The organism is Pseudomonas sp. PDM05 (assembly GCF_014851685.1).
Classification (GTDB): domain Bacteria; phylum Pseudomonadota; class Gammaproteobacteria; order Pseudomonadales; family Pseudomonadaceae; genus Aquipseudomonas.
Genome location: NZ_JACVAC010000003.1, coordinates 448,589 through 461,040, shown reverse-complemented (window position 1 = coordinate 461,040; position 12,452 = coordinate 448,589). Strand labels below are relative to the sequence as shown.

General features: G+C 61.1%; 15 protein-coding genes. 7 read left to right on the top strand and 8 right to left on the bottom strand.

Annotation, left to right across the window (positions count from 1 at the left end):
* The first annotated feature begins 39 nt into the window (after nt 1–39).
* Nucleotides 40–462, top strand: a complete 423-nt coding sequence (locus IB241_RS09650) for a hypothetical protein (RefSeq protein ID WP_192298170.1) — start codon at nt 40–42, stop codon at nt 460–462.
* Here IB241_RS09650 and IB241_RS09645 read toward each other — a convergent pair whose 3' ends face one another.
* Both IB241_RS09645 and IB241_RS09640 read right to left on the bottom strand, forming a co-directional pair.
* Nucleotides 463–702: a DUF1161 domain-containing protein gene (locus tag IB241_RS09645; protein WP_192298169.1), complete on the bottom strand. Its 240-nt coding sequence runs from the start codon at nt 700–702 to the stop codon at nt 463–465.
* A gap of 209 nt (nt 703–911) precedes the next feature.
* Nucleotides 912–1,343: an OsmC family protein gene (locus tag IB241_RS09640; RefSeq protein ID WP_192298168.1), complete on the bottom strand. Its 432-nt coding sequence runs from the start codon at nt 1,341–1,343 to the stop codon at nt 912–914.
* A 219-nt stretch (nt 1,344–1,562) separates the two neighbouring features.
* Between IB241_RS09640 and IB241_RS09635 the strand changes: the two genes are divergently transcribed.
* Nucleotides 1,563–2,564: an LLM class flavin-dependent oxidoreductase gene (locus IB241_RS09635; RefSeq protein ID WP_192298167.1), complete on the top strand. Its 1,002-nt coding sequence runs from the start codon at nt 1,563–1,565 to the stop codon at nt 2,562–2,564.
* Nucleotides 2,565–2,622: 58 nt separating this feature from the next.
* Here IB241_RS09635 and IB241_RS09630 read toward each other — a convergent pair whose 3' ends face one another.
* Both IB241_RS09630 and IB241_RS09625 read right to left on the bottom strand, forming a co-directional pair.
* Nucleotides 2,623–2,847: a DUF1161 domain-containing protein gene (locus IB241_RS09630; protein ID WP_192298166.1), complete on the bottom strand. Its 225-nt coding sequence runs from the start codon at nt 2,845–2,847 to the stop codon at nt 2,623–2,625.
* 115 nt (nt 2,848–2,962) lie between these two features.
* Nucleotides 2,963–3,178, bottom strand: coding sequence for a dodecin (locus tag IB241_RS09625; protein ID WP_003220389.1), 216 nt, complete (start codon nt 3,176–3,178; stop codon nt 2,963–2,965).
* Between the two features lie 156 nt (nt 3,179–3,334).
* On the opposite strand from IB241_RS09625, the gene IB241_RS09620 reads away from it, so the two are divergent.
* The gene (locus IB241_RS09620; protein WP_003170746.1) at nt 3,335–3,661 is read left to right on the top strand and encodes a DUF883 family protein; all 327 of its coding nucleotides are present in this window, start codon (nt 3,335–3,337) and stop codon (nt 3,659–3,661) included.
* Here IB241_RS09620 and IB241_RS09615 read toward each other — a convergent pair.
* Nucleotides 3,658–4,554, bottom strand: a complete 897-nt coding sequence (locus IB241_RS09615) for a LysR family transcriptional regulator (protein WP_192298165.1) — start codon at nt 4,552–4,554, stop codon at nt 3,658–3,660. The two genes, IB241_RS09620 and IB241_RS09615, sit on opposite strands and share 4 nt — an antisense overlap.
* A 110-nt stretch (nt 4,555–4,664) precedes the next feature.
* Between IB241_RS09615 and trpB the strand changes: the two genes are divergently transcribed.
* From trpB to IB241_RS09595, 4 genes are all read left to right on the top strand, one after another.
* Nucleotides 4,665–5,891 carry a tryptophan synthase subunit beta gene (gene trpB / locus IB241_RS09610; RefSeq protein ID WP_192298164.1) on the top strand — a complete coding sequence of 409 codons (1,227 nt, stop codon included), beginning with the start codon at nt 4,665–4,667 and terminating at the stop codon, nt 5,889–5,891.
* A complete protein-coding gene (gene trpA, locus IB241_RS09605) occupies nt 5,891–6,700 on the top strand; it encodes a tryptophan synthase subunit alpha (RefSeq protein ID WP_192298163.1) in 810 nt (269 codons plus the stop codon). Before trpB ends, trpA begins: the two co-directional genes overlap by 1 nt.
* Nucleotides 6,701–6,837: 137 nt before the next feature.
* Complete coding sequence (locus IB241_RS09600) at nt 6,838–7,272, top strand: anti-virulence regulator CigR family protein (protein ID WP_192298162.1); 435 nt, start codon at nt 6,838–6,840, stop codon at nt 7,270–7,272.
* Between the two features lie 173 nt (nt 7,273–7,445).
* Nucleotides 7,446–9,104, top strand: coding sequence for a BBE domain-containing protein (locus IB241_RS09595; protein WP_192298161.1), 1,659 nt, complete (start codon nt 7,446–7,448; stop codon nt 9,102–9,104).
* A gap of 39 nt (nt 9,105–9,143) precedes the next feature.
* Here IB241_RS09595 and IB241_RS09590 read toward each other — a convergent pair whose 3' ends face one another.
* The 3 genes from IB241_RS09590 to IB241_RS09580 form a co-directional block, all read right to left on the bottom strand.
* Entirely contained in the window at nt 9,144–10,448 is a 1,305-nt protein-coding gene (locus IB241_RS09590) for an MFS transporter (protein WP_192298160.1), read from the bottom strand.
* Nucleotides 10,449–10,633: 185 nt separating this feature from the next.
* Nucleotides 10,634–11,782 (bottom strand): galactonate dehydratase, encoded by a 1,149-nt coding sequence (gene dgoD, locus IB241_RS09585; RefSeq protein WP_003170741.1) that lies wholly within the window; start codon nt 11,780–11,782, stop codon nt 10,634–10,636.
* Between the two features lie 48 nt (nt 11,783–11,830).
* Nucleotides 11,831–12,451, bottom strand: a complete 621-nt coding sequence (locus tag IB241_RS09580; RefSeq protein WP_192298159.1) for a 2-dehydro-3-deoxy-6-phosphogalactonate aldolase — start codon at nt 12,449–12,451, stop codon at nt 11,831–11,833.
* Nucleotide 12,452: the final 1 nt, after the last annotated feature.

Sequence of the window (12,452 nt, the reverse complement as noted above, 5' to 3'; positions counted from 1 at the left end):
GCGTCAGGCTCAATTCATTTCTTTCATTGAGTGCCCGCCATGCGTCAGCTCTTGCTTCCCGTCGCCGTCCTGCTGCTCAGCGCCTGCACCTCGACGCCGTTACCGGCAGTCGATCCGCAACAGGCCTGGGTCGATTTCACCACCCCGACACCGGGCGCCAAACTGCTCATGGCACAGCGCCTGGACGGCAAAAACCTCAACGATGGGCGCTTCTTCCAAGTGCCACCCGGGCGCCACGAACTGATGGTGCGTTTTGATTTCGAGGTGCCGACTGGCGGCGGTTTCGGCGGGTTGGGGCAGACTGCCGAGCGCACCTGCTTCATAACGTTGCAGTACGACCACTTCCAGGCAGGCCAACGCTATGTGCTGGAAGGGCGCTCGCTGGCGTACACCCCGAACATCCGGCTGTACAACGCCGCGCGCAAGCTGCTGGCCGAGGAGCGCAGCGTCAACTGCCTCTGATCAGTCGTTGTTCTTCTGGTAGATGATGGCCTTGGTGCCGTTCTCACAGCTGCCGACGACCATGGCTACATCGTGCTTGTCGGCTTCTTCCTTGGTCACGATCTCCAAGGTGTAGGACGGCACGGCGTTCGCCTGGATCTTGATCTCGATCTCTTTCCTGAGCTCTTCACAATCTTTGGGGGCGGCCACGGCCGAAGTGGCCAACACACCGCAGATGATCGCCAAAGCAAAACGTTTCATGTGTGAAGCTCCCTGAATGCACTGCGCACGGGTGTGCGCCTAGGCTGCAATGGCTATAGGACCATAGTTTGCCCACGCAGGTTCTGATTTAACGCAAAACCAATATGGAAACGGGCCTGCTCGCGAAGGCGCGGTATCAGAAACACATTCGGTGACTGACACTGCGCCTTCGCGAGCAAGCCCGCTCCCACATTTTTTGACCTGCGGTGTCAGCTAACCAGCGTCGCATCCAGGCTGATTTTCGCATTCAGTACCTTGGACACCGGGCAGCCTTCCTTGGCCTTTTTGCTCAGTTCTTCGAACTGCGCCTGGCTCGCGCCCGGGATCTTGGCCTTGAGGATCAGATGCACCGCCGTGATCGCAAAGCCGCCATCGACTTGATCGAGGGTCACTTCAGCCTGGGTGTCGATGCTGTCAGCCTTGAGCCCGGCATCGCCGAGAATCATGGAGAACGCCATGGAGAAACATCCGGCGTGGGCCGCGCCGATCAGCTCTTCCGGATTGGTGCCCTTGCCACCTTCAAAACGCGCCTTGAAGCCGTAGGGCGCTTCGCGCAGTACACCGGTTTCCGTGGAAATGGAACCCAGGCCCGTCTTCAAATCACCTTCCCAATGTGCGGATGCTTTTTTCACGATACTCATAGCGGTCTCCTCGAACGATGGTTTTGCGTCAGTAAGGGTTCTGAGGATAGTCGGACAGGCAAAGTTCATCCTGTCGGAGAAACCTAGCAATTAAGTAGGAAATTTCCTGCCGCGCTATTGAATCTCGGGTATATGCCCTCATTGCATAGAACATGCACATGAAGCGCCAGGTCTTGGTTCGTCTACACAGCCTGCGCGCCCCCTTGGAGAAGCAGGCTTATGAAATCGCTGTCCGACGTGAAATTCTCGACCCTCGACCTCGTGCCCGTGCGGGCCAACGGCAGCCCGGCGCAGTCGTTGCGCAATTCCCTGGACCTGGCCCAGCACGTGGAAAAGTTCGGCTACAACCGTTTCTGGGTGGCGGAACACCACAATATGGACGGCATCGCCAGCTCGGCCACCTCGGTGTTGCTCGGCTACCTGGCCGGCGGCACCTCGACGATTCGCGTCGGCTCTGGCGGCGTGATGCTGCCCAACCACGCGCCGCTGGTGATTGCCGAGCAGTTCGGCACCCTGGAAAGCCTCTACCCCGGCCGTATCGACCTGGGCCTGGGCCGCGCGCCCGGCTCCGACCAGATGACCGCCCGCGCCCTGCGCCGTGAACGCTCCGGCAGCGCCGACGAGTTCCCCGAGGACGTCGCCGAACTGATGGCGTACCTCGGCCCGCGCACCCCGGACCAACGCATCATCGCCGTACCCGGCACCGGCACCAATGTGCCGGTGTGGCTGCTCGGTTCCAGCCTGTTCAGTGCACAACTGGCTGGTGAGCGCGGTTTGCCCTACGCCTTCGCCTCCCATTTCGCACCGCGTTTGATGCACGAGGCGATTCGCGTCTACCGCAATCACTTCAAGCCTTCAGCCGTCTTGGATAAACCGTACGTGATGCTCGGCATTCCGCTGGTGGCGGCGGACACCGATGAGCAAGCCGACTATCTGGCCACCTCGGTGTACCAGCGCATCCTCGCGCTGATGCGCGGGCAAAGCCTGGTGCAGCGCCCACCCGTGAACAGCATGGACGGCCTGTGGCTACCCCATGAAAAAGATGCCGTCGGCAGCTTCCTCGGCCTGGCGATGGTCGGCAGCCCGGCAAAAATCCGCGCCAAACTGGAAGTGCTGATCGAACAAACCGGTGCAGACGAGTTGATCTTTACCTGCGACCTGTACGAACACGCCGACCGGATTCATTCCTACGAACTGCTGGCGCAGTTGATGAAGGGCTGAAGAACGCACTTATGGCGAGGGAGCTTGCTCCCTCGCCACAGGTGCCGGCAACACGGGGTCAACCGCGTTTGTAGACGATTTCCTTGGTGCCGGCTTCACACGAGCCAACTACTTTGGCGTCGCCCGCAGCACCTTTCTCCACAACGTCCAGGGAATAGTGCGCAACGCCCTTGGCATCCAGTTTCGCTGCAATCTCGCTCTTCAGCTCGTCACAAGGCTTGCCCGCTGCCAGGGCCGTACCCGCAATGCTCAACAAACCTACCGCTAGCAGAAACTTCTTCATCCGTTACCTTCCTTGCGCTGTTCAAAAAGAGCGTGCCGACGCGCATGGCGTCGGCACCCATTGGTTGTAGCGCAGGTTATGGCAATCGGCCAGTCGGCAAGTTCAACCGCGGCGATCAACTACTGGCGATTCGGAACCCCACCTTGAGCGTGACCTGAAAGTGCGCGGCCTTGCCATCCTTGATATGCCCACGGGTATCGACCACCTCGAACCACTCCAGGTGCTTGATGCTCTTGTTGGCCTCGGCCAGCGCATTGTTGATGGCGTCTTCGATGCTGGAGGTGGACGAGCCCACCAATTCCACTTTTTTGTAGGTGTGATGATCAGACATGGTGTTTCTCCTGAGGGTCGTCAATAAAGCCTAGCAGTCAATGTTCATACTGCTTCTGGCGACCGTTCCTACGCGAAAGTTCAGATTTACTGCACTTTCTGAAAGCGCTGGAGTCGGTATCTACACACGCCACTCAATCACTTCAGGAGAATCCACATGGCCAACACTTCTTTACGCAAAGCGTCGCTGGAAAGCATGGAAGCCGAGATTTCGAGCCTGCTCAAGTCTCTGGAAAGCCTCAAGGACGACGCGTCCGACGAGTCGCGCAAGACCTTGAAGGCCCTGAAAAGCAACGCCGAGAATGCCCTCAAGCATTCCCGTCACCTGATCAGCGATGCCTACGAAGAAAGCAAAGTGAAAATCCGCGAAACCGGTGTTGCAACCCGGGACTACGCGCAGGAGCACCCATGGACTACAGCCGGTGTGGCGGTAGGTGCATTGGGTCTGCTGGCTGCTTACTTGCTGTGCAAACGCGGTGACTAAACCGGCGGGTGCTCAAGCTCAGCCTTGAGCCACTGCGCCAGTCTCCCGGCGCGCCCGTCTGCGGCGCGTTTGGGCAGCCACAACGCCAGGTGCGCCGGGGTTTCGCTGAAACCCCACGGCGCCACCAGGCGACCCGCGCGCAAATCCTCGGCCACCAGCGGCTGCGGCGCAATCGCCACGCCCAACCCGGCCACCGCTGCTTCCAGCAAATAATACAAATGCTCAAACCCCTGGCCGTGTTTCAACGCGCCGGGCTCAATGCCGTGTTGCTGTGCCCAACTGGGCCAGGCTTGCGGGCGCGAAGTCGTGTGCAGCAACGCTTCGCCGCACAAGGCCGAGGCGGGCGCATGCCGCAGCCGCTCGTAGCCGGCAAAGCGTGGGCTCAGCACCGGGCCGATGCGTTCGCTGGCCAGTTCATACACTTGCATGTCCGCCGGCCACGGTGGTTCGGCGAACACCAGCAAGGCGTCCAGGCCCGGACGCCGTGGGTCAAGATCACCGTCACCCGCCGACAGGTGCAGACGCAGATCCGGCAGGTCTGCATTCAGGCGGCCCAGGCGCGGAATCAACCAGCGCGCCAGCAAACTGCCTGAACAACCGAGCACGAACGGCGCGTCGGCGCTGGCCTGGGTCAACTCTGCACACACATCCCTCAAGTGCTCGAACGCCTCGGCACTGGCATCGCGCAGGCGCACACCGGCATCTGTGAGTTTAAGGCCACGCCCGTCCTTGACGAACAGGCTCACGCCCAAGTGCTCTTCCAGCACCTTCAACTGGCGACTGACCGCGCCGTGGGTCACATGCAACCTCTCGGCTGCCTGGCTGACGCTGTTCAATCGCGCAGTGGCTTCAAACGCACGCAGGGCGTTAAGGGGCGGAAGGTCGCGGCTCATATGTGAGTTTTCCTGACATGTTGCAGCGATCTTATCGGTTTTCAGGCCACTGCGTCAGGGGTAGAGTGGCCGTCATTGTTTCCTACACCCATTCCTTCCTGGAGCGTCCTATGACTCAGTCCCAGACCGACCTACGCAACGGCCCAGACGCCAACGGCCTGTTTGGCGCGTTCGGCGGCCGTTACGTCGCTGAAACCCTGATGCCGTTGATCCTCGACCTGGCCCGCGAATACGAAGCGGCCAAGATCGATCCGGCTTTCAACGAGGAATTGGCCTACTTCCAGCGCGACTACGTCGGCCGTCCGAGCCCGCTGTATTTCGCCGAACGCCTGACCGAATTCTGCGGCGGCGCCAAGATCTACCTCAAGCGCGAAGAGCTGAACCACACCGGCGCGCACAAGATCAACAACTGCATCGGCCAGATCCTGCTCGCGCGGCGCATGGGCAAGAAACGCATCATCGCCGAGACCGGCGCGGGCATGCACGGCGTGGCCACCGCCACCGTGGCGGCGCGCTTCGGCCTGCAATGCGTGATCTACATGGGCACCACCGACATCGAGCGCCAGCAGGCCAACGTGTTCCGCATGAAGCTGCTGGGGGCTGAAGTGATCCCGGTGGTCGCCGGCACCGGCACCCTGAAAGACGCCATGAACGAAGCTCTGCGTGACTGGGTAACCAACGTCGACAGCACCTTCTACCTGATCGGCACCGTGGCCGGCCCCCACCCGTACCCCGCCATGGTGCGCGACTTCCAGGCCGTGATCGGCAAAGAAACCCGCGACCAGCTGCAAGCCCAGGAAGGCCGCCTGCCGGACAGCCTGGTGGCGTGCATCGGCGGTGGCTCCAATGCCATGGGCCTGTTCCACCCATTCCTTGACGACAAGAGCGTGGAAATCATCGGCGTTGAAGCGGCCGGCCACGGCATCGAAACCGGCAAGCACGCCGCCAGCCTCAACGGCGGTGTACCTGGCGTATTGCACGGTAACCGCACCTTCCTGTTGCAGGACGACGACGGCCAGATCATCGACGCTCACTCGATCTCCGCCGGCCTCGACTACCCGGGCATCGGCCCGGAACACGCGTGGTTGCATGACATCGGCCGCGTCCAGTACACCTCGGTGACTGACGCTGAAGCCCTCGACGCCTTCCACAAATGCTGCCGCCTGGAAGGGATCATTCCTGCGCTGGAAAGCGCCCACGCCCTGGCCGAAGTGTTCAAACGCGCACCGACCCTGCCGAAAGATCACCTGATGGTGGTTAACCTTTCCGGCCGTGGCGACAAAGACATGCAAACCGTGATGCACCACATGGAACAGTCGCAGCAGGAGAAACACTGATGAGCCGCCTGCAAACCCGCTTTGCCCAACTCAAAGAACAAAACCGCGCTGCCCTGGTGACCTTCGTCACCGCCGGCGACCCTGGCTACGACACCTCACTGGCGATCCTCAAAGGCTTGCCTGCCGCTGGCGCCGACGTGATCGAGCTGGGCATGCCCTTCACCGACCCGATGGCCGACGGCCCGGCGATCCAGCTGGCCAACATCCGCGCGCTGCAAGCCAAGCAGAACCTGCTGAAAACCCTGCAAATGGTCCGCGAGTTCCGCAAGGACAACCGCGACACCCCGCTGGTGTTGATGGGCTACTTCAACCCGATCCACAAATACGGCGTGCCGAAGTTCATCGCCGATGCGAAAGAGGCGGGCGTCGACGGCCTGATCGTGGTCGACATGCCGCCAGAGCATAACGGCGAGCTGTGCGACCCGGCCCAGGCTGCAGGCATCGACTTTATCCGCCTGACCACGCCGACCACCGATGACGTGCGCCTGCCGACCGTACTCAATGGCAGCTCCGGCTTTGTGTACTACGTGTCGGTGGCCGGTGTGACCGGTGCCGGTGCCGCCACCCTGGAACACGTTGAAGAAGCCGTGACCCGCCTGCGTCGGCATACCGACCTGCCGATCAGCATCGGTTTCGGTATCCGCACCCCGGAACAAGCAGCGGCGATCGCCCGTTTGGCTGACGGCGTGGTGGTGGGTTCGGCGTTGATTGATCACATCGCCACTGCGAAAAATGATCAGCAAGCCATCGACGGCGTGCTCGGCCTGTGCGCGGCATTGTCGGAAGGCGTCCGTAACGCGCGTAAGTAAGCGGCTCGTAAGTGGTAGGTAAAGTTCCTGATACACAGGAATCAAACTGAAAACTCAGTACCTAAACTGACAAGACCAAGGGATTTCGAACCTCGTTCGAGATCCCTTTTTTGTTTGTGTGCCCTGAGGAATACCCGATGAAAATGCCTAAATCCGTGATTGCCGGCCTTGGCGTGCTAGTGCTTGGCGCCAGCGCCCTGGTGCAGGCCGCGCCGAATGATCAGGGCGGACCTGACCGTGGAGGCCAGCACGAGCAGCAGCGTGGCGACGACCACCGCGGCCCGCAGGACAACCGTCGCGGCGGTCCGCCCCAGGACTTCGGCCCGGTACGCCAGGTGATCCGCGACCATCACGACCAGTTTTCCCGTGGCGCACCGCCACCGCGCAATGTGCGCCTGGAGCGCGGCAAGCCACTGCCCCATGGCTACTACGGCGAACGCCTGGACAGCCGTGCCCTGGCGCGCTTGCCGGTGTACCAGGGTTACGAATGGCGCCGTTCGGGGCCGGATGTGGTGTTGATTGCCGTAGGAACAGGCATCGTTTACGAGATCCTGGATGGCGTGTTGAATTGATTGCGCAACGCTTTCAGTTCCTGCACTAGGCTTGAGGGGGTGAACATTGCGCTCCCCCTTAACTCACTTCATGCCTATTGCCGTCTAACCACCCCTGCAAGCCCCGCATTCCTTGCCATCCGGTTGTTAAGTTAGCCGCATCAGAAGTCATCCTCTGCTCCCTGGAGTACATCATGGCATTTGATCTCGTCACCGCCTCGGACCGCCGTCACTCGACCCTGCAAAAAGGCTTCAACCTGCGCTGGCCGTTGGGCAACGTGCAGGGCCAATCCTCGCCCAATGGCGCCAACCTGATTTACCTCTGTCACAGCCCCCAAGACATCGTCGCTGCTGCCGCCCAGGCGCTGGCCGTGCCCAATGGCCGCATCACCGTGCGCAGTGGCGGCCACTGCTACGAAGGCTTCGTTGCCAACAAAATGCCCGGCAACCCGAATGAAGTGCTGTCGATTCTGGATATCAGCCAGATCAACCAAGTGCAGTACGACGCCAACGGGCAGATAGGCTCCGACCTGGTGCCAGCTTCGCCTCATCGCTACAGCTTTCGCCTTGAGGCGGGCGGCCAGAACTGGGATGCCTACGTCGCGCTGTACAAACTGGCGAACAAGAGCCTGCCCGGTGGTTCGTGTTATTCGGTCGGGCTGGGTGGGCATATTTGCGGCGGCGGCTACGGGTTGTTGTCGCGCAAGGATGGCCTGGTGTGCGACTGGTTGAGCGGTGTCGATATGCTGGTGCCGAACGCCCAAGGCAATGGCCTGTTACCGGTGCATGTCGCGCGCAACAGTACCCATCAGGACGAGCGGGATCTGTTTGCCGCATGTTGCGGCGCAGGCGGAGGGCAGTTCGGAATCATCACCAGTTATTACTTCGAAAATTTGCCTGACGCGCCGAATGAGGTTCTTTGGCTGGTGTTGGAGTGGGACTGGGCACTGCTGACCAAGCCTCGGCTCGACGCCCTGCTGGCGGCGTATCAAGACTGGTTTGCACGCAACCAAAGCAACCCGGATACCTGGGGCCTGGCGACCAAGTTGGAGATGCGTCACCAGAACACCGGCAACATGACGATGGATATTCATTACGTAGATAAGAATGGCGGGGTGAATGACCTGGCTGCCTTCGAGGACTTCGTGAGCACCATGCTCAATGCCATCGGCATTCCCGCCACCGAATGCCTTAGCCAATCGCCCACCACCCATCTGCCCCCCAGCAACCCGAAAGGACGCACGATAAACTCACTGCCGACGGCGCTGGCGGCGGCACGCCAAATGGATTGGCTGCACTGCCAGCAGACCCTCAACGGTTCGGGGCCAAACCAGCGTGGCCGGTATAAATCGGCTTATCAGATGGGTATTTTTACCCCAACGGTGTTGCAGGCAATCTGGGATACGCTGACGCGCAATGACCCGAATAAGCTGCTGACCCAAAGCCTGATCCAGATCCAGTCATTCGGCGGGCAAGTCAATGAAGCCAACGCCGCGGTGCGCCGCGAGTCCTCGGTGGCACAGCGTTCGTCGTACTTGAAGTGGCAACCCCAATGCTATTGGCGAGATGACAGCAGCGCGTCGGATCAGGCACACGCACAATGGATTCAAGGGCTGTTTTTCGCGGCCTTCGCCAATGACGGCGGCGCTCCGGTCAATGCGCAATTCCAGGGGTGCTACATCAACTACCCCGACCGCGACATGCTGTTTATTGACGGCGACCCCAGCAAGGGGCCGAACCCGCAGTGGTACAAGATCTACTTCCCTGACCTTATGATCGAAAGCCGTCTGCGGCGCACCAAACAGCGTTGGGACCCGTTGAATGTGTTCCGTAACGAGATGTCAGTACCGTAAGCCAGACGAAACGGGCGACCGCCAGGTCGCCCGTTTTTCTTACAGCTCGATGCGCTCGACCTTACCCACCAGCAATATGTAGGAAAGCGCCCCAAGCAACGCCAGCACCGCAATGTAGGTAATCGCCGGCGCAAACGAATCACCACTGGCCAAAAAGCCAATCACGATCGGCGTGGCAATCGCCGCCAGGTTACCGATGAAGTTGAACACCCCACCGGTCAAGCCCAGCAGCCGTGCCGGGGCCAGGGTCGAGACCAGCGACCAGGTGATCGACGCCAAGCCATTACCAAAGAACGCCAGCGCCAGGAACGCGATCACCCACGCCGTCGAGTCCACATAGTTGGCGCCGATGATCGCCGTGGAAATCAGCAGCCCGCCAATGATCGGCAACTTGCGCGCAAAGCCCACCGAGGCGCCCCGGCGAATCAGCCAGTCGGAAAAGATCCCGGAACACAACACCCCCACAAATGCGGCGAGAAACGGCAGCGACGCGAGCAGGCCAGACTTGATGAAGTCCATGCCGCGATATTTCACCAGGTAGGTCGGGAACCACGTCAGGAAAAACCACAGCGTGGAGTTCAGGCAGAACTGCCCCAGGTAGATGCCCCAGAGTTTGCGCTTGCTCAGCACTATCCCCAGGTCGACCCAACTGAACGGCGTCTTCGCGGTTTTTTCCTGCATATCCACCAGGCCGCCGCCTTCACGGATCAGCTCGATTTCAGCGGTGTTGGCACCTTTGAAATCCTTTGGCTCGCGGTACACCGCGTACCAGATTGCCGCCCACAAAATACCCACGCCACCTGTGACCACAAACACCATGTGCCAGCCGAATGCGTGTTGCAGCCACGCCAGCACCGGCGTCAGGAACGCCAGCCCGACAAACTGCCCGGAGGTGTAGAAACCAATCGCGGTGGCGCGCTCGCGCTCGGGGAACCAGGTGGTGACCACGCGGCTGTTGATCGGGTAGGCCGGGGCTTCCAGCGCGCCCACCGCCATGCGCAAGACGAACAGCGCGATAAAGCTGGCGGCAAAGCCGAGCATCACGGTGGCGATGGACCACAACAACAGCGCGGCAGTGTAGAGAATGCGCGGTGGCACGCGATCTACCAGCCAGCCGCCGGGGATCTGCATGGCGGCGTAGGTCCAGCCGAACGCAGAAAAGATCAGGCCGACGTGTACCGGGTCGATCCCCAGTTCGCTGGTCAGCGCGGGGGCGGCAATCGACAGGTTGCTGCGGTCGAGGTAGTTGATCACCACGGTGATGAACAGCAGCACCATGATGAAGAAACGCTTTCTGGTAGGCGTGACTAAAGAAGCCTGCCCGGTGAAGGATTCAGGATGCATGAGGGGGTTGCCTCTTCTTATGTTTATTGAGGTCTGGAAAGGAGCTGACTGAAGAAACCGGATCAAAATGTGGGAGCGGGCTTGCTCGCGAATGCGGTAGTTCAGCCCCAGATGTGTTGACTGACACACCGTATTCGCGAGCAAGCCCGCTCCCACATTTTCAACCGCATTTCTTCAGTGAAATATCACCACTCGGCAAAGCTACCGTCGGCGTGGCGCCAGATCGGGTTGCGCCAGCGGTGGCCGATGGCCGCGCGTTCGATCACATATTCCTCGTTGATCTCGATGCCCAGGCCTGGCCCGTTGGGGATCTTCACGAAGCCCTGGTCATAGTCGAACACACCCGGATCACGCACATAGTCGAGCAGGTCATTGCTCTCGTTGTAGTGAATGCCCAGGCTTTGCTCCTGGATAAACGCGTTGTAGCAAACCGCGTCCAGTTGCAGGCACGCCGCCAGGGCAATCGGGCCCAGTGGGCAGTGCAGGGCCAGGGCCACGTCGTAGGCTTCGGCCATGTTGGCGATCTTGCGGGTTTCGGTGATGCCGCCGGCGTGGGACGCATCCGGCTGGATGATGTCGACGTAGCCTTCGCTGAGCACGCGCTTGAAGTCCCAACGCGAGAACAGGCGTTCGCCGAGGGCAATCGGGGTGCTGGTCAGCGGCGCCAGTTCCTTGAGCGCTTCGTAGTTTTCGCTGAGCACCGGCTCTTCGATAAACATCAGCTTGTACGGGTCCAACTCTTTCATCAGCACTTTGGCCATAGGCTTGTGCACGCGGCCGTGGAAGTCGACGCCGATGCCGACGTTCGGGCCCACCGCGTCACGTACGGCGGCGACGTTGGCCAGGGCCAGGTCGACTTTTTCGAAGCTGTCGACGAACTGCAGCTCTTCGGTGCCGTTCATTTTCACTGCGGTGAAGCCACGGGCCACGGCCTCTTTGGCCGCGCGGGCGGTGTCGGCCGGGCGGTCGCCACCGATCCACGAATACACACGGATCTTGTCACGCACCTGGCCGCCGAGCAGGTCGCTGACCGACACGCCGAGGGCCTTGCCCTTGATGTCCCACAGCGCCTGGTCGATGCCGGCGAGGGCGCTCATGTGCACGGCGCCGCCGCGGTAGAAGCCACCGCGGTAGAGCACGGTCCAGATGTCTTCGATGTTGCGTGGGTCTTTGCCGATCAGGTAGTCGGACAGTTCTTCAACCGCCGCCGCCACCGTGTGGGCGCGGCCTTCGACCACGGGTTCGCCCCAGCCGGTCACGCCCTGGTCGGTCTCGACTTTCAGGAAGCACCAGCGCGGTGGGACGATAAAGGTCGTCAGTTTGGTGATTTTCATCTGTTATCTCTCTTATAGATGCGGCGCCTGTGGGCGCAAGACTTGATCTCAGCTCAGGGCTTTCCAGGCGGCGACATAAGCCTGGGCGCGGCTCGCTACCTGATCCACTGTCATACCCGGTTTGAACAACCCGGAACCCAGCCCGAACCCCTTGGCGCCGGCGTCGATAAACACCTGCATGTTGTCCGGGGTAATGCCGCCCACCGGCAGCAGCAGCGTGCCCGCCGGCAGTACCGCCAGCCACGCCTTGATCACCGCCGGGCCCATTTGCTCGGCGGGGAACAGTTTCAATACATCGGCCCCTTCGGCCAGGGCGGCGAAGGCTTCGGTAGGCGTGGCAACGCCCGGCGACAACAACAGCCCTGCCGCTTTTGCGGCACGCAAGACCTTGGCGTCACTGTGGGGCATGACGATCACCTGGCCACCGGCAGCTTTCACCTGCTCGACCTGTTCCGGCGTCAGCACCGTGCCGGCACCGATCAGGCAATCGGCGGGCAGGCTGTCGCGCAGCGTGCGGATGCTGGTGTAAGGGTCCGGCGAGTTGAGCGGGACTTCAATGACGCGAAACCCGGCCTGGTACAACACCTGACCGATGGCCTGGGCTTCGTCCGGGCGGATACCGCGCAGGATGGCGATCAAACCGTTTTGTGCGAGTGCGTGCTTGAGCATG

Coding starts and splice junctions, on each gene's coding strand:
- IB241_RS09650 (WP_192298170.1), top strand. CDS start 40: ATGCGTCAGCTCTTGCTTCCCGTCGCCGTCCTGCTGCTCAGCGCCTGC.
- IB241_RS09645 (WP_192298169.1), bottom strand. CDS start 702: ATGAAACGTTTTGCTTTGGCGATCATCTGCGGTGTGTTGGCCACTTCG.
- IB241_RS09640 (WP_192298168.1), bottom strand. CDS start 1,343: ATGAGTATCGTGAAAAAAGCATCCGCACATTGGGAAGGTGATTTGAAG.
- IB241_RS09635 (WP_192298167.1), top strand. CDS start 1,563: ATGAAATCGCTGTCCGACGTGAAATTCTCGACCCTCGACCTCGTGCCC.
- IB241_RS09630 (WP_192298166.1), bottom strand. CDS start 2,847: ATGAAGAAGTTTCTGCTAGCGGTAGGTTTGTTGAGCATTGCGGGTACG.
- IB241_RS09625 (WP_003220389.1), bottom strand. CDS start 3,178: ATGTCTGATCATCACACCTACAAAAAAGTGGAATTGGTGGGCTCGTCC.
- IB241_RS09620 (WP_003170746.1), top strand. CDS start 3,335: ATGGCCAACACTTCTTTACGCAAAGCGTCGCTGGAAAGCATGGAAGCC.
- IB241_RS09615 (WP_192298165.1), bottom strand. CDS start 4,554: ATGAGCCGCGACCTTCCGCCCCTTAACGCCCTGCGTGCGTTTGAAGCC.
- trpB (WP_192298164.1), top strand. CDS start 4,665: ATGACTCAGTCCCAGACCGACCTACGCAACGGCCCAGACGCCAACGGC.
- trpA (WP_192298163.1), top strand. CDS start 5,891: ATGAGCCGCCTGCAAACCCGCTTTGCCCAACTCAAAGAACAAAACCGC.
- IB241_RS09600 (WP_192298162.1), top strand. CDS start 6,838: ATGAAAATGCCTAAATCCGTGATTGCCGGCCTTGGCGTGCTAGTGCTT.
- IB241_RS09595 (WP_192298161.1), top strand. CDS start 7,446: ATGGCATTTGATCTCGTCACCGCCTCGGACCGCCGTCACTCGACCCTG.
- IB241_RS09590 (WP_192298160.1), bottom strand. CDS start 10,448: ATGCATCCTGAATCCTTCACCGGGCAGGCTTCTTTAGTCACGCCTACC.
- dgoD (WP_003170741.1), bottom strand. CDS start 11,782: ATGAAAATCACCAAACTGACGACCTTTATCGTCCCACCGCGCTGGTGC.
- IB241_RS09580 (WP_192298159.1), bottom strand. CDS start 12,451: ATGCTCAAGCACGCACTCGCACAAAACGGTTTGATCGCCATCCTGCGC.